The 15,825-nt window shown below is 71.6% G+C and carries 12 protein-coding genes; 8 read left to right on the top strand and 4 right to left on the bottom strand.

Translation table 11 applies throughout. The annotated features are described in order from the left end of the window. The first annotated feature begins 22 nt into the window (after positions 1 to 22). On the top strand, positions 23 to 2,206 hold the full coding sequence (locus tag ACFV6X_RS03545) for a 3-hydroxyacyl-CoA dehydrogenase NAD-binding domain-containing protein (protein WP_385377006.1): 2,184 nt from the start codon (positions 23 to 25) through the stop codon (positions 2,204 to 2,206). On the opposite strand, the gene ACFV6X_RS03540 is transcribed toward ACFV6X_RS03545, so the two are convergent. Next, positions 2,192 to 2,896, bottom strand: coding sequence for a MerR family transcriptional regulator (locus ACFV6X_RS03540; protein ID WP_385377004.1), 705 nt, complete (start codon positions 2,894 to 2,896; stop codon positions 2,192 to 2,194). The genes ACFV6X_RS03545 and ACFV6X_RS03540 overlap by 15 nt on opposite strands. A gap of 269 nt (positions 2,897 to 3,165) precedes the next feature. Here ACFV6X_RS03540 and ACFV6X_RS03535 point away from each other — a divergent pair, with 269 nt between their 5' ends. The 3 genes from ACFV6X_RS03535 to ACFV6X_RS03525 are packed head-to-tail and all read left to right on the top strand — an operon-like array spanning position 3,166 to position 5,776. Further along, the gene (locus tag ACFV6X_RS03535) at positions 3,166 to 4,632 is read left to right on the top strand and encodes an amino acid permease (RefSeq protein WP_385377002.1); all 1,467 of its coding nucleotides are present in this window, start codon (positions 3,166 to 3,168) and stop codon (positions 4,630 to 4,632) included. Positions 4,633 to 4,679: 47 nt separating this feature from the next. After that, complete coding sequence (locus ACFV6X_RS03530; RefSeq protein ID WP_385377000.1) at positions 4,680 to 4,871, top strand: hypothetical protein; 192 nt, start codon at positions 4,680 to 4,682, stop codon at positions 4,869 to 4,871. Next, positions 4,868 to 5,776 (top strand): PfkB family carbohydrate kinase, encoded by a 909-nt coding sequence (locus ACFV6X_RS03525; protein WP_385376997.1) that lies wholly within the window; start codon positions 4,868 to 4,870, stop codon positions 5,774 to 5,776. Before ACFV6X_RS03530 ends, ACFV6X_RS03525 begins: the two co-directional genes overlap by 4 nt. Positions 5,777 to 5,854: 78 nt before the next feature. On the opposite strand, the gene ACFV6X_RS03520 is transcribed toward ACFV6X_RS03525, so the two are convergent. After that, complete coding sequence (locus ACFV6X_RS03520) at positions 5,855 to 7,372, bottom strand: M1 family metallopeptidase (protein WP_385376994.1); 1,518 nt, start codon at positions 7,370 to 7,372, stop codon at positions 5,855 to 5,857. Between the two features lie 214 nt (positions 7,373 to 7,586). Here ACFV6X_RS03520 and ACFV6X_RS03515 point away from each other — a divergent pair, with 214 nt between their 5' ends. Further along, entirely contained in the window at positions 7,587 to 9,560 is a 1,974-nt protein-coding gene (locus tag ACFV6X_RS03515) for a Xaa-Pro dipeptidyl-peptidase (protein WP_385376991.1), read from the top strand. Positions 9,561 to 9,678: 118 nt separating this feature from the next. Continuing rightward, positions 9,679 to 11,403, top strand: coding sequence for a BCCT family transporter (locus ACFV6X_RS03510; protein WP_385376988.1), 1,725 nt, complete (start codon positions 9,679 to 9,681; stop codon positions 11,401 to 11,403). Positions 11,404 to 11,423: 20 nt separating this feature from the next. Here ACFV6X_RS03510 and ACFV6X_RS03505 read toward each other — a convergent pair whose 3' ends face one another. Next, on the bottom strand, positions 11,424 to 12,380 hold the full coding sequence (locus ACFV6X_RS03505) for an FAD-dependent oxidoreductase (protein WP_385376985.1): 957 nt from the start codon (positions 12,378 to 12,380) through the stop codon (positions 11,424 to 11,426). 66 nt (positions 12,381 to 12,446) lie between these two features. Between ACFV6X_RS03505 and ACFV6X_RS03500 the strand changes: the two genes are divergently transcribed. Both ACFV6X_RS03500 and ACFV6X_RS03495 read left to right on the top strand, forming a co-directional pair. Continuing rightward, a complete protein-coding gene (locus ACFV6X_RS03500) occupies positions 12,447 to 13,469 on the top strand; it encodes an oxidoreductase (protein ID WP_385376982.1) in 1,023 nt (340 codons plus the stop codon). 51 nt (positions 13,470 to 13,520) lie between these two features. Beyond that, positions 13,521 to 15,161 carry an ABC-F family ATP-binding cassette domain-containing protein gene (locus tag ACFV6X_RS03495; protein WP_385376980.1) on the top strand — a complete coding sequence of 547 codons (1,641 nt, stop codon included), beginning with the start codon at positions 13,521 to 13,523 and terminating at the stop codon, positions 15,159 to 15,161. On the opposite strand, the gene ACFV6X_RS03490 is transcribed toward ACFV6X_RS03495, so the two are convergent. Beyond that, a complete protein-coding gene (locus ACFV6X_RS03490) occupies positions 15,158 to 15,727 on the bottom strand; it encodes a putative glycolipid-binding domain-containing protein (protein WP_385376977.1) in 570 nt (189 codons plus the stop codon). The two genes, ACFV6X_RS03495 and ACFV6X_RS03490, sit on opposite strands and share 4 nt — an antisense overlap. Positions 15,728 to 15,825: the final 98 nt, after the last annotated feature.

The following is a 15,825-nucleotide window of genomic DNA, read 5'->3' as shown; positions in this document are numbered from 1 at the left end:
CAGATCCCGATACGGAGTAGCAATGACCGAGAGCACCACCATCCGCTGGGAGCAGGACGAGACCGGCGTCGTCACCCTCGTCCTCGACGACCCGGGCCAGTCCGCGAACACCATGAACAAGGCGTTCCGCGACTCCCTCGCCGCGATCACCGACCGGCTGGAGGCCGAGCGGGACTCCATCCGCGGCATCGTCCTCACCTCCGCCAAGAAGACCTTCTTCGCCGGCGGCGACCTGCGCGACCTGATCCGGGTCACCCCGGAGACCGCCCAGGAGCTGTTCGACGGTGGCATGGCCATCAAGCGCGATCTGCGCCGCATCGAGACGCTCGGCAAGCCGGTCGTCGCCGCGCTGGGCGGCGCGGCCCTGGGCGGCGGCTACGAGATCGCCCTCGCCTGCCACCACCGGGTCGCCCTCGACGCGCCCGGCTCGAAGATCGGCTGCCCCGAGGTCACCCTCGGCCTGCTGCCCGGCGGCGGCGGCGTGGTCCGCACCGTACGCCTGCTGGGCATCGCCGACGCCCTGCTCAAGGTGCTGCTCCAGGGCACCCAGTACAGCCCGCGCCGCGCCCTGGAGAACGGCCTGGTCGACGACCTGGCCGAGACCCCCGAGGAGATGCTCGCCAAGGCCCGCGCCTTCATCGACGCCCACCCCGAGTCGCAGCAGCCCTGGGACAGGCCCGGCTACCGCATCCCCGGCGGCACACCCGCCAACCCGAAGTTCGCGGCCAACCTGCCCGCCTTCCCCGCCAACCTGCGCAAGCAGACGAACGGAGCCCCCTACCCGGCCCCCCGCAACATCCTCGCGGCCGCCGTGGAAGGCTCCCAGGTCGACTTCGAGACCGCCCAGGTCATCGAGGCCCGTTACTTCGTGGAGCTGGCCGCCGGGCAGACCTCGAAGAACATGATCCAGGCGTTCTTCTTCGACCTCCAGGCCGTCAACTCCGGCGCCAACCGCCCCAAGGACGTCGAGCGCCGCCAGGTCGGCCGGGTGGCCGTCCTGGGCGCCGGGATGATGGGCGCCGGCATCGCCTACTCGTGCGCCCGCGCCGGCATCGACGTCGTGCTGAAGGACGTCTCCCTGGAGGCCGCCCTCAAGGGCAAGGAGTACTCCGAGAAGCTGTGCGCCAAGGCCGTCGCCAAGGGCCGTACGACGCGGGAGAAGGCCGACGCGCTGCTCGCCCGCATCACCCCCACCGCGGAGGCCCAGGACCTCGCCGGATGCGACGCGGTGATCGAGGCCGTCTTCGAGGACACCGCGCTCAAGCACAAGGTGTTCCAGGAGATCGAGCAGGTCGTCGCGCCGGACGCGCTGCTGTGCTCCAACACCTCCACGCTCCCCATCACCGCCCTCGCCGAGGGCGTGCAGCGCCAGGGCGACTTCATCGGGCTGCACTTCTTCTCGCCGGTCGACAAGATGCCGCTCGTCGAGATCATCAAGGGCGAGCGGACCGGCGACCAGGCCCTGGCGCGCGCCTTCGACCTGGTCCGGCAGATCAACAAGACGCCGATCGTCGTGCGCGACTCGCGCGGCTTCTTCACCTCCCGCGTCATCGGCCACTTCATCAACGAGGGCGTGGCGATGGTCGGCGAGGGCATCGAGCCCGCGTCCGTCGAGCAGGCGGCGGCCCAGGCGGGCTACCCGGCCAAGGTGCTCTCCCTGATGGACGAGCTGACGCTCACCCTCCCGCGCAAGATCCGCAGCGAGACGAAGCGCGCCGTGGAGGAGGCGGGCGGCACCTGGACCCCGCACCCGGCGGAGGCCGTCATCGACCGCATGGTCGACGAGTTCGGCCGCACCGGCCGCAGCGGTGGCGCCGGCTTCTACGAGTACGGCGAGGACGGCAGGCGCGCCGGCCTGTGGCCGGGCCTTCGGGAGCACTTCACCCGCGCGGGCACCGAGATCCCCTTCCGGGACATGCAGGAGCGGATGCTCTTCTCCGAGGCGCTCGACACGGTCCGGCTGCTGGAGGAGGGCGTGCTGACGTCGGTCGCCGACGCCAACATCGGCTCGATCTTCGGCATCGGCTTCCCCGGCTGGACCGGCGGGGTCCTGCAGTACGTCAACGGCTACGACGGCGGCCTGCCCGGCTTCGTGGCACGCGCGCGGGAGCTCGCCGAGCGCTACGGCGACCGCTTCCTGCCGCCGGCGCTGCTGGTCGAGAAGGCGGAGAAGGGGGAGCGGTTCAGCGACTCAGCCCGTTCCTGACTCCGCGAGCCACTCGCCCAGCTCCTCCTTGAGGGACCGCTGGAAGGTGGTCAGGAGCGCCTGCACCACCAATGGGTGCATGTGGGCCGACAGGGACTTCACGTCCCGCGGCCCCCGCTCCGACACCTCACCGCGGAAGAGCTGGGCGAGCTCGTGCGCCGCGGCGCGTGAGTGTTCGATGAGGACCTTGCGCGCCGCCAGGATCGCCTCCTGCGAGACCGGCACGTCCAGCAGCCGGACGCCGAGCCGCAGCAGCCCGAGGTCGACGTCGTACGCCCCGTTGCCGGGCCGGACCACGTCCATCGCGGTCAGCCGCTCGGCGTCGGCGTCGGTCAGGGGCCGCCCCGCCCGCCGCTCCAGCTCCGCGCGCGTCATCGTCTCCACCGTGTCCGGCGCCCAGGAGGCCACCACCGCCCGGTGGATCGCCAGGTCGTGCGCGCTGAGATCCGGCGGCAGCTGCCGCAGATAGCGCTCGATGGCAGCCAGCGTCATGCCCTGGCGCTGCAGCTCCTCGATGAGCTCCAGCCGGGCCAGGTGCTCTCGCCCGTAGTGCCCCACGCGCCGCGGGCCGATCTCCGGCGGCGGCAGCAGGCCCTTGGTGCCGTAGAAGCGCACGGTGCGCACCGTGACGCCCGCCCGCGCGGCCAGCTCGTCGATCGTGAGGGTCGGCTCCTGGGCGTCGGTCGTCATGCGCAGCAGTATCGCTGTCTCACCAGTGCTGTGAAACCTCGTGCGCACCCCGGGGGCACCCTGTGATGAACCGGAGATGATCGTGGGATGGACGTGGGGTGACTGTGTGAGAAGCAACGCTCTGTGACACGAGCCACCGCCGGGTGGTCGATTCGTATGGGAAGGTGCTGCCTTGGTCTGTGCCGCGTCACGAGCGCGGTCACGGACCGGAGTCACGTACGGACACCCGAGCGCACGACGTTCGGGCGCACCAGAGAGTGGTACCACCCGTGAGCAAGGAAGCCGTGGACACGGCCAAAATCACCGCCGGGAACGGGACGACCACGACGCCCGCGGACGCGGGCGACGCCGGCTACAGCAAGGATCTCAAGGCCCGCCACGTCAACATGATCGCCATCGGCGGCGCCATCGGCACCGGCCTCTTCCTGGGCGCCGGTGGCCGTCTGCACAGCGCAGGCCCGGCGCTCGCGCTGGCCTACCTGGTCTGTGGCGTCTTCGCCTTCTTCGTCGTCCGGGCCCTCGGCGAGCTGGTCCTGTACCGCCCGTCCTCCGGGTCCTTCGTGTCGTACGCGCGCGAGTTCCTCGGTGAGAAGGGCGCCTACGTCGCCGGCTGGATGTACTTCCTGAACTGGTCGACGACGGGCATCGCCGACATCACCGCGATCGCGCTCTACACGCACTACTGGAGCATGTTCACCGACATCCCCCAGTGGGTGCTGGCGCTGATCGCCCTCGCGGTGGTCCTGGCCGTGAACCTGATCTCGGTGAAGATCTTCGGCGAGATGGAGTTCTGGTTCGCGATCATCAAGGTCGCCACGCTGGTCGGCTTCATGTTCGTCGGCATCTTCCTGCTGGCCACCCAGCACGAGGTCGGCGGTACGACGCCCGGTCTGAGCGTGATCACCGACAACGGCGGGTTCCTTCCGCACGGGGTGATGCCCGTCGTCCTCGTGATGCAGGGCGTGATCTTCGCCTACGCCGCGCTGGAACTGGTCGGTGTCGCGGCCGGCGAGACCGCCGAGCCCGAGAAGGTCGTCCCGCGGGCGGTGAACTCGATCATGTGGCGCGTCGGCCTGTTCTACGTCGGCTCGGTCGTCCTGCTGGCACTGCTGCTGCCCGGCTCGGTCTACTCGGCCGACCAGAGCCCCTTCGTCACGGTGCTGTCGAAGATCGGCGTTCCCGCGGCCGGCGATGTGATGAACCTGGTCGTCCTGACCGCGGCCATGTCGTCCCTCAACTCCGGCCTGTACTCGACGGGCCGCATCCTGCGCTCCATGGCGATGGCGGGCTCCGCCCCCAAGTTCACCGCCCGCATGAACCGCAGCCAGGTGCCCTACGGCGGCATCCTGCTGACCTGCGCGGTGTGTGTGCTCGGTGTCGGTCTCAACTTCCTCATGCCGGCCCAGGCCTTCGAGATCGTGCTGAACGTCGCCTCGCTCGGCATCATCAGCACGTGGGTGATCATCATGGTCTGCCACCTGATCTTCGTCCGGCGCGCCAAGGCCGGCCTGGTGCGGCGACCGCACTTCCGGCTGCCCGGCAGCCCGGTCACGGAGATCACCACGATCGTCTTCCTGCTGGCCTGCCTCGCCATGATGTGGAACGACCCCGAGGTCGGCCGCAAGACGCTGCTGCTCGTCCCGCTGATCGCGATCATGCTCGTCGGCGGCTGGTACGCCCTGCGCCGCCGCACCTCGCGCGACTCGGACCAGGAGCTGTCCCGCCTGACGAAGTAGCCCGCGGCCCCGCAACCACTGTCAGTGGCACCGCCTACGGTGGCGTCATGTCGGAGATCAAGTATGTCCGGGGTGACGCCACCGGCCTCTGTCCGCCACGTCAGGGGCGCGCCCTGAAGGGGCGCGGGGAACTGCGCGACCGGCCCCGAACGACCCGCAGCGACTCCCTGCCCGTGGAGCCCACGACGAGAGACCGGTTCGCCGTGACGGTCCACGACCACGGGGAGGGCGGGAGTTGAGTGCCGGCGCCGATGTCCTCGTGCTGGGCGGGGCGGGGGTCGACACCATCGTGTACGTGCCGGAGCTGCCCCTGCCGTACGCCGACAGCTACATGATCGACTCCGGGATCCGCACCCGCGCCGGCCAGACCGGGGACTTGGTCGCCCTCGGCCTCGCCGCGCTGGGCCTGCGCACCCACCACCTCGACCTGCTCGGCGACGACCCCGAGGGCGACCTGGTCCGCGCCCTGCACCGGGACAAGGGCATCACCCTCACCGCCGTCCCGCAGCCGGCCGGCACCAAGCGCGCGGTCAACCTCGTCGGCCCCGACGGCAGACGCCTCTCCCTGTACGACACGAGCCGCGCGCACGCCGACGACCGGCTGCCCGAGGCGACGGTCCGGGCGCTGGCGGAGACGAGCCGCCATGTCCACGTTGCCATCACCCACCCCTGCGCGCACGCCCTGCCCGTGCTCCGCGACACCGGCGTGCCCCTCTCCACCGACCTCCACGACTGGGACGGCGAGAACGCCTACCATGAGCCCTTCGCCCTCGCCGCGGACATCGTCTTCGTCTCCGCCGCCGCGCTCACCGACCCCGAGCGCACCATGCGCCGCATCGCCGAGCGCGGCCGCGCCCAGATCGTCGTCGCCACGGCAGGCGCCCAGGGCGCGTACGTCCTCGCCGACGGCGACGTGACCCGCGTCCCGGCGGTGCCGCCGCCCGCCCCGGTGGTGGACTCCAACGGCGCGGGGGACGCCTTCGCCGCGGCCTTCCTCTTCGGCCACCTGGGCGGCGAACCGCCCGACCGATGCGCCCTGTTCGGCGTGATCGCCGGCGCCCACGCGTGCACGGTGCCGTCGACCGAGGCGGACGCGATAGGGCGGGACGAACTTCTCGAACGCGCGGCCGAGATGAGCGGATGACGAGTGGCCGAAGCTGCCCGGGGCGGCATCCGCACACCCCGGGCCCACTCCGCTGCCTACGACTGCCCGTACGCGCCCTCACCCGCCGTGCTCATGGTCGTGCACACCATTGGTCGCCGCGATCTTCTTCCACGACCTCGGCTGCTCCGACGCCCCCTTCGCCCCCAGCGCCCGGGCGGAGATCGAGGCGTCCCGCGCCGCCGGCGCCCCCGGCTTCGACGGCTGGAACAGCCAGATGTCGAACAGCCCGCCCAGCCGCTTCCCGGATACCCCCTCGGCGTACCTGCGGAAGTCGGCCACCGAGGCGTTGCCATGGGCGTACTTCCGCGGCCATCCCTTGAGAACGGCGAAGAAGTCCTCGTCGCCGATCTCGTTGCGCAGCGCCTGCAGGGCCAGCGCACCCCGGTCGTAGACGGCCAGGTGGAACTGGTTCTCCGGCCCGGGGTCACCGGGACGTACCGTCCAGAACGGATCGTCCGCCGGGTGCGACGCGTACACGTAGTCCGCGATCTCCTGCGCCGTCCCCTCGCCCTCGTTCTCGGACCACAGCCACTGGGAGTACCGGGCGAAGCCCTCGTTGACCCAGATGTCCTTCCAGTGGGACACCGACACCAGGTCGCCGTACCACTGGTGGGCCAGCTCGTGCACGACCACGGACGTGTTCGACCCGTTCGTGAACTGCCGCGGGCTGTAGAACGGCCGGGTCTGCGTCTCCAGCGCGTAGCCGGTGTCGGTGTTCGGGACGTAGCCGCCGAGCGCGTTGTACGGATACGGCCCGAAGTAGTCGGTGAGCCAGTCCGCGATCTCCCCGGTCCGCTCGACACTGGCCCGCGCCGCGCCGCCGAGGTCGCCCAGATCCTTGGAGTAGGCGTTGACGACGGGGATGCCGCTGTCCGACGTCCCGGTCGTGATGTCGAACCTGCCGACCGCCAGCGTGGCGAGGTAGGTGGCCTGCGGCTTGTTGGACCGCCAGTTCCAGCGGGTCCACCCGGCCCTCGAACTCGTCGACTGGAGCGTGCCGTTGGAGATGGCCTGCGTCCCGTCCGGGACCTGCACCGACACGTCGAAGGTGGCCTTGTCCAGCGGGTGGTCGTTGCTCGGGAACCACCACCACGCCGACTCGGGCTCACCGGCCGCGACCCCGCCGTCCGCCGTCCGCAGCCAGCTGGTGAAGCCGTAGGCCTGCTTCGACGACGGCACCCCGCTGTAGCGCACCACCACGGTGACGGACGTCCCCTTGGCCAACGGCCTGCCCGGCGTGATCTCCAGTTCGTGCCGGCCGGAGGTCCTGAACGCCGCCTTGGCTCCGTTGACCCGCACCTCGCCCACATCCAGCAGGAAGTCCAGGTTGAACCGGGACAGGTCCTGCGTGGTTCGCGCCAGCAGGGTCGCCGTGCCCTCCAGCCGGTCGTCCGCGGGCTGGTACTTCAGCCGCAGGTCGTAGTGGGAGACGTCGTATCCGCCGTTGCCGTACGCCGGGTAGTAGGGGTCGCCGATGCCCGGGGCGCCGGGGGAGTGGCTCGCGGCCGATGCCGGGACCGCCAGCAACAGGGACGCCGCCGCGAGTGCGCCCGGCGTCGTGATTCTGCGGTGCACTGAATCTCCAAGTCGTAGGGGCAAAAGGGCTGTTCGGGGCCTATTGATGTTCAGGCGCGCCTGGCTTGTCCACAACAACTGCTGTCACAAGATCGCCATTCAGCCTTCATACACCCGGACACCCCGACGTCGGTTTCTCGCCACTCACATCCGCCGCGGCGCGTCGTCAGCCGCCCCCTTCTGCACAGCAGTTGACGGCGGTACCGTCCGGCGCATGCCGACACGTATGCGCTTCACGACCTGGAGACCGCTCGCGACGGCGGCCACCGCCGCCCTGACGGCCACTCTGCTCACCCCCGCCGCGGCACAGGGCGCGCCGGGGGAGAACACGCCACGGGAGAGCCGCCCCGTCTACGCGTACGACACCGCCGTTCGCGAGGCGGTCTGGGTGGACACCCGCCTCGACGGAGACGGCGACGGCCGGTCCGACCGCGTCGCCGTCGACATCGTGCGCCCCCGCGAACCCGCCCAGCAGGGCCGCAAGGTGCCGGTCGTCATGGAGGCCAGCCCGTACTACTCGTGCTGCGGCCGGGGCAACGAGAGCCAGCGCAAGACGTACGACGCGGACGGCGATGTCGTCCAGATGCCGCTGTACTACGACAACTACTTCGTGCCGCGCGGCTACGCCTTCGTCGCCGTCGACCTCGCGGGCACCAACCGCTCCGACGGCTGCGTCGACGTCGGCGGCCGGTCCGACGTGCGGTCCGCGAAGGCCGTCGTCGACTGGCTGAACGGGCGCGGCGAGGCCTACACCACCCGCACCGGCACCACCCGCGCCGAGGCCGGCTGGACCAACGGCAGAACGGGGATGATCGGCAAGAGCTGGGACGGCACCATCGCCAACGGCGTCGCCGCCACCGGCGTCGAGGGCCTGGAGACCATCGTGCCGATCAGCGCGATCTCCTCCTGGTACGACTACTACTTCGCCAAGGGCGCCCCGCTGTACGGCTCAGGCCCCGACTGGCTCTCCGACTACGTCAACAGCCCCGAGGCCCGCGCCCGCTGCGGCGCCGTGCAGCGCAGGCTCGCCGACGGCGCCCCGCGCACCGGCGACTGGACGCCGCTGTGGAGCGAGCGCGACCACGTCAGGGACGCGGACAAGGTGCGGGCGAGCGTCTTCCTGGTCCACGGCATGCAGGACCTCAACGTGCGCATGCAGCACGTCGGCCCGTGGTGGGACGCCCTCGCGGAGAACGGCGTGCAGCGCAAGATCTGGCTCTCCCAGACCGGCCACGTCGACCCCTTCGACTTCCGCCGCGCCACCTGGGTGAAGACCCTGCACCGCTGGTTCGACCACGAACTCCTCGGCTACGACAACGGCATCGACCGCGAGCCCATGGCCGACATCGAACGCCACCCCGACCAGTGGGTGACGTCGAAGTCCTGGCCGCCGCGCGGCACGGACACCGTACGGCTGAATCCCGCCCAGGGCACCCGGCCCGGAGTCGGCACCCTGGGCCTGCGCCCCGGCGAGGGCACCGAGACCTTCACGGACGACCCGCGGCACGGCGAGACCGACTGGGCCGCGCAGATCGACCTGACCACCCCGGACAAGGCCGGCTTCGTCACCCGCCCCCTCGGCCGCGACCTGCGCCTCGCCGGCTCGTCCGAGATCACCGTGACGGCGACCCCCACGACCCCCACGGCGCACCTCTCGGCCGTCCTGGTGGACCTCGGCCCCGCCACGATCCGCGACTACGCCGACGCCGCCGAGGGCATCACCACCCTCCCCGACCGCACCTGCTGGGGTCCCTCCACCACCGGCGACAGCTCCTGCTACAAGGAGACCCGGGCCAAGAAGACCGACGTCGGCTACACGATCGTCAGCCGCGGCTGGGCCGACCTGGGCAACCACGCCTCGGACCTCACCGGCCGCCCGCTCACCCCGGGCAAGCGGTACACCCTCACCCTCGACCTGGCCGCGACCGACCACGTCGTCCCGGCCGGACACCGGCTGGGCTTGATCGTCGCGGGCACCGACAAGGACCTCATCGACCCTCCGGCCGACACCCCGGCCCTGACCCTGGACCTGTCCCGCACCTCCGCACGCGTCCCGGTCGTCGGAGGAACGGCCGCCTACGCCCGCGCCACCGCCGGTGCGTCCACGGACGCCGCCCTCCAGGCCACCGAACTGAGCGGCGTACGCGATCCACGCACCGCCCAGCGCCTGCCGGACGGAAGGCGGTGACACCGGCGCGGCGTGTCCCGACACGGGCCGATGAAACAGGCCTATTTTCCGCCACATGGGTAGGGGCGAGACGGAGGGATCACTGTGACCTCCGTGGCTCTGACGAAAGGTGCCGCCCGTGACGAATGACCGACCGACCGACCACCACCGCCCGGCAGGGGACTCACTGCCGGGTTCGGAGGCGGGTCTTCCCGGTCAGGGACCGCCTCGGACCGACCGGATCGTGTTCGGGGTCACCGCCGTGCTCACGCTGGCCTTCGTGATCTGGGGCGCGATCGCGACGGACTCCCTGGAGAGCGTCTCCAGCAGCATGCTCAGCGGGCTGATGCACAACGGCGGCTGGGCGTTCATGCTGACCGCCTCGGGGTTCGTGGTCTTCGCCCTCTGGCTCGCGGCCAGCCGCTACGGCCGGATCCACCTCGGCGCCGAGGGCGAGGAGCCGGAGTTCCGCACGGTGTCCTGGGTCGCGATGATGTTCAGCGCCGGCATGGGCATCGGCCTGATGTTCTACGGCGTGAGCGAGCCGCTCGCGCACTACACGACGCCACCGCCGGGCACGGACCCGGCCGACTCCGGCGAGCGTATGGAGACGGCCATGGCCACCACCCTGTTCCACTGGACGCTCCATCCGTGGGCGATCTACGCCGTGGTCGGTCTCGCCATCGCCTACAGCACCTTCCGCAGGCGTCGCCGTCAGACCATAAGCGCCGTCTTCACGCCGCTCATCGGCCGTAAGCACGCGAACGGCACCGCCGGCCGGGTCATCGACATCCTCGCGATCGTCGCGACCGTCTTCGGCTCCGCGGCCTCGCTCGGGCTCGGCGCGCTGCAGATCGGCTCCGGCGTGCGGGAACTGGACTGGATGGACGACGTGAGCACCGGGCTGCTGGTCGCGATCATCGCGGTGCTCACCCTGGCGTTCGTCGCCTCCGCGGTCTCCGGTGTGAAGAAGGGCATCCAGTGGCTGTCCAACACCAACATGGTGCTGGCGCTGGTGCTCACCCTGTTCGTGTTCGTCGCGGGCCCCACGGTCATCGTCCTCGACCTGCTGCCGACCTCGGTCTTCGCCTACCTCGGTGATCTCCCGCAGCTCGCGGGCCGCACCGAGGCCAGCGGCGGCGAGGGCGTCGCGGACTGGCTGGGCAGCTGGACCGTCTTCTACTGGGCCTGGTGGATCTCCTGGACGCCGTTCGTCGGCATGTTCATCGCCCGCATCAGCCGGGGCCGTACGATCCGGCAGTTCGTCGGCGGCGTCATCCTCGTGCCCAGCTCGGTCAGCCTGGTCTGGTTCGCCGTCTTCGGAGGCTCGGCGATGAAGATGCAGGAGCAGGGGCGGCTCGGCGAGGAGTCCACCCCCGAGGGTCAGCTCTTCGCGCTCCTGCGGGAGTTCCCCATCCCCACCGTCACCAGCCTGCTGGTGATGATCCTCGTCGGCATCTTCTTCGTCTCCGGCGCCGACGCGGCCTCGATCGTCATGGGCAGCCTCTCCCAGAAGGGCGCCCTCGAACCGGCCCGCCTGGTCGTGGTGTTCTGGGGTGTGCTCACCGGTGCGGTGGCCGCCGTCATGCTTCTGGTCGGCAGCGGCCAGGGCGACGCGCTGACCGGTCTGCAGAACCTGACGATCCTCGCGGCGGCCCCGTTCGTCGTCGTGATGATCTTCATGTGTGTCGCGCTCATGCGCGACCTGCGCCGCGACCCCGTCATCGTCCGTAACGAGATGGGCTCGGAGGCGGTCGAACTGGCCGTCATCGAGGGCCACAAGAAGTACGACGGCGAGTTCGAGCTCCGCATCGGCCCGGGCCGCGGTCCCGATGTGGAGGGCGACCCGATCGGCAAGCACTGACGCCTGTCCGGTTCCCCGTGTCAGGAGGAGGCGGTCAGCCGTACCGCCTCCTCCGCGCATCCCCACGCCACGGTCACGCCCGCACCCCCGTGACCGTAGTTGTGCACCAGCACCCGCCCGTCCGGCAGCGGTTCGCGCTCCAGCCGCACGGTGTCCCGTACCGGCCGCAGCCCCACCCGGTGCTCCAGGACCCGCGCCCCGGCGATCTTCGGCCGCAGCGCCGCGCACCGCCGTACGATCGCCTCGGCCGCCGCCGGATCCGGCGCCCGCGACCAGACGTCCTCCTCCGAGGTGCCGCCCAGCACCAGCCGCCCCGAATGCGGGAAGACGTACGCGATCTCACCGGCGGCGTCCTTGGAGACGACCCAGGTGCGGATCCCGGGGTTCTCCACCACGACCAGCTGACCGCGCACCGGGCGCACGGACGCGTCCGGCACCAGCTCCCGCGCGCCCAGCCCCGTGCAGTTCACCACCACCGGCGCGTCCACCTCCGTGAGCGCCGACACCGTGCGCTCCTCCACGACCCCGCCCGCGGCCGTCAACCGGTCCCGCAGGTACGGCAGATGGGCCGCCATGTCGACCAGCGGCAGCCGCGCCCACAGCCCCACCGGACCGGCGTACTCCTCGGGCGTCGCCGCCCGCAGCCCCTTGAGCCGGCCCGCCGCCCAGGCGTCCGTCCTGTCCGGATCCGTCTCGCCCATCACCCCTTCGACCAGGCGTACGCCGGTGACCTTGGGGCGCTCGGCCAGTTGCTCGTAGACATCCAGGGAGCGCAGCGCCCAGCCGCGCGCCGCCTCGGGCGGCTCGATCCGGTACGGCCACCACAGCGCGCCCGCAACCGCCGAGGTGGTCCGCTCGGCCGGGTCCCGCGTCCACACCCGCACCCGCAGGCCCCGCTCCGCCAGCACCACGGCCGTCGTGAGCCCGATGACACCGCCGCCGACGACGATCACACCGTCCTTCGCGTGACTGCTCATGCGGGGACGGTAGCGGAATGTGTCATGCCGCGATCAGAGCGCCATAAGTGTGGGGATACTCACCGTATGTCTGCCGCGTACGCGACCTTCGGCCTGGCACCGGCGATGCGTGCCGGTGGAGTTCTCGCAGACGGTGGCTACCAGGTGCACCGGGACTTCGTGGACTTCATCGTCGACGGGCGTCCCCTGCTCTTCCAGCTCTCGGACCTGGACGCTGTCTCCCCGCTCGCCTCCGACGTCCCGCCCGCCATCTTCACCGCCCAGGTGCGCGGCCTGCTGCTGGAGGCGGAGGCACCGCTGCCCGACGGGCGGTACGTCATCTACGGCTGCCCCGAGTGCGCGGACCTCGCGTGCGGCGCGGTCACCGCGATCATCGAGCACGCCGGCGACGACTACGTGTGGCGGGACTTCGCCTGGCAGACCGCCGAACAGGCCGACCTGGCGCTGAACGGCTACCAGGGCATCGGCCCGTTCCGCTTCCACGGCGACGAGTACCGCACGGCGCTGCACTCCCTGCTGGACGCCGACGGCCCCGATGGCCGCCGCCGCGTGCTGCTGATCGGCGCCCGCATCGCCCTGGTCGCCAAGCTCGCCGCCGCCCTGCGCACCATCGGCATCGGCGCCGACATCATCCACGACGCCGACGGTGTCCCCGCGGGCGAACTGCGCGGCTACGGCGCCGTCGCCTTCGCCCGGGGCGTCGGCGAGGAGCAGCGCGCGGCGGTACGCGGCGCCTTCGAACGCGCCGGGGTCGAGGTGGCCCACGTCGAGGGCCTCGCCCCGATCGTCCCGCTGCTCGTCGCCCAGATCGAGCAGGCCCTCGACCGCGGTCCCGCCGAACTGCGCCGACTGACCCGCCTCGTGACCGCCGACGGCGAGGCGGGCGTCGAGGTCACCTCCGCCTGCCGGGTCCGGCTCACCGCGTACCGCCTCGACCGGCTCTCCCGCACCCACACCCACGAGGTCTTCGACGGCCTGCTCGAACCGGGCCGGCACCGCATCCCGCTCGACGCGAAGGCCGTGCGGGGCGAGTCGTACCTGGTGGCCAGGACGGCGGGAAGCGTGCTGGTGGAGGCGATGGCCCGCTGAGAGACCGAGGCGATGGGCGGACCACTGGGGCCCACTAGAATCGGCGGTCTGATGACTGCCACCCTCGTCGCCAAGAACCTCGCCGCCGGTCACGGTGACCGCGCGCTCTTCACCGGCCTCGACCTGGTCGTCGCGCCCGGCGACGTGATCGGGCTGGTCGGTGCCAACGGTGCCGGCAAGTCCACGCTGCTGCGGATGCTCGCCGGACTCGCCACCCCGGAGCAGGGCGAGCTGCGCCTGTCCCCGCCCACCGCCACCGTCGGGCATCTGCCGCAGGAACCGGAGCGGAGGCCCGGCGAGTCGGTGCGCGAGTTCCTGGCCCGCCGCACCGGCGTCGCCGAGGCCCAGCGCGCCATGGACGCCGCCACCCAGGCCCTGGTCGACGGCGCGCCAGGCGCGGACGACGCCTACGCCATCGGCCTGGAGCGCTGGCTCGGCCTCGGCGGCGCAGACCTCGACGAGCGCGCCGAGGAGGTCGCCGACTCGCTCGGCCTCGCCGTCGGCCTCGACCAGCCCATGACGTCCCTCTCCGGTGGCCAGGCGGCCCGCGCCGGACTCGCCTCCCTGCTGCTCTCCCGCTACGACGTGTTCCTGCTCGACGAGCCCACCAACGACCTCGACCTCGACGGCCTGGAGCGCCTCGAACGCTTCGTCGGCGGCCTGCGCGCCGGCACGGTCGTCGTCAGCCACGACCGCGAGTTCCTCACCCGCGCGGTCACCAAGGTCCTCGAACTCGACCTCGCCCAGCAGCAGATCAACCTCTACGGCGGCGGCTACGCGGCCTACCTGGAGGAGCGCGACGTGGCCCGCCGGCACGCGCGCGAGGAGTTCGAGGAGTACGCCGACAAGAAGGCGGCCCTCCAGGACCGGGCGCAGATGCAGCGTTCCTGGATGGACAAGGGCGTGAAGAACGCCCGGCGCAAGGCGGGCAACGACAACGACAAGATCGGCCGCAAGTTCCGCAGCGAGGCCAGCGAGAAGCAGGCCGCCAAGGCCCGGCAGACGCAGCGCATGATCGAGCGGCTGGACGTGGTCGACGAGCCCCGCAAGGAGTGGGAGCTGCGCATGGAGATCGCCTCGGCGCCCCGCTCCGGCGCGATCGTGGCGACCCTGCGCGACGCCGAGGTCCGGCGCGGCGACTTCGCGCTCGGCCCGGTGTCCCTCCAGATCGACTGGGCGGACCGGGTCGCGGTCACCGGCGCGAACGGAGCGGGCAAGTCGACGCTGCTCGGGGCGCTCCTCGGCCGTGTCGCGCTCGACGCGGGGCACGCCGCGCTCGGCTCGGGCGTGCTGGTCGGCGAGGTCGACCAGGCCCGCAAGCTGTTCCACGGCCCGGAGACCCTGCTCGACGCGTTCCAGCGGGCGGTGCCCGACACCGAACCGGCCGAAGTGCGCACTCTCCTGGCCAAGTTCGGTCTGAAGTCGGACCACGTGCTGCGCCCGGCGGCCACCCTCTCGCCCGGCGAGCGCACCCGCGCCGCCCTCGCCCTCCTCCAGGGCCGGGGCGTCAACCTGCTGGTCCTCGACGAGCCGACCAACCACCTCGACCTGCCCGCCATCGAGCAACTGGAGTCGGCCCTCGACGCCTACACCGGCACACTGCTGCTGGTCACCCACGACCGCCGGATGCTGGACGCGGTCCACGTCACCCGCCGGCTGGAGGTCGCCGACGGCAAGGTGACAGAGCGCTAGCGAGGCGTCAGCCGCGACGCGAGCTCGGGGTAGTCGACGACGAGGCCGTCCGCGTCGAAGTCCAGGTCGCTGCGGAAGTCACCCGACGCGAACCGCACCCGCCCGCCGCCGCCGGTGGCGGCGAGGTGCGTGTAGGTCTGCACCGAGGGCCGTACGGCCAGATCCGGTACCGACACCCAGGCCATCAGGAACTCCCGTTCACCGGCGGTCCGGTGCAGCCCGTGCCGGAGCACGGGCATGGTGTTGGTCAGGGGACACAGGCCCAGGTCGCAGTCGAGCGCCCCGTGCACCTGCGGCAACGGCTCCCCGTCGGCGGTCCACTCGCCCCGCCCGTCGTGCCGCAGATCGAGGGTCCGCGTCAGCTCGGGGGTCTCGGTGGTCACCCGCAGCCGCCGGGTCACGTACCCGTCGCCGGTTTCGAGCTCGTACGACACCCAGTACGGCTCCGGATCCGTCCCCACCGCCCGACCCCGCGCCCGCAGGGTCTCCCCGTCGAACGCGACCCAGGCGGTCCCGTACCCATGACTCGCCATGACGTCCCAGGTCACCGCACGCGAAGTGGTCATGTCGCCACCCTAAGGGGGCGGGAACGGCGGACCTCCCCCCCCACGACACGCGCCACCGCACGAAGCCCACGGGACCCGGGCCCGCGTGGCCGGGTGCG

This window comes from Streptomyces sp. NPDC059861, assembly GCF_042731435.1.
Classification (GTDB): domain Bacteria; phylum Actinomycetota; class Actinomycetes; order Streptomycetales; family Streptomycetaceae; genus Streptomyces.
This window is presented reverse-complemented; position numbering and strand designations above follow the sequence as displayed.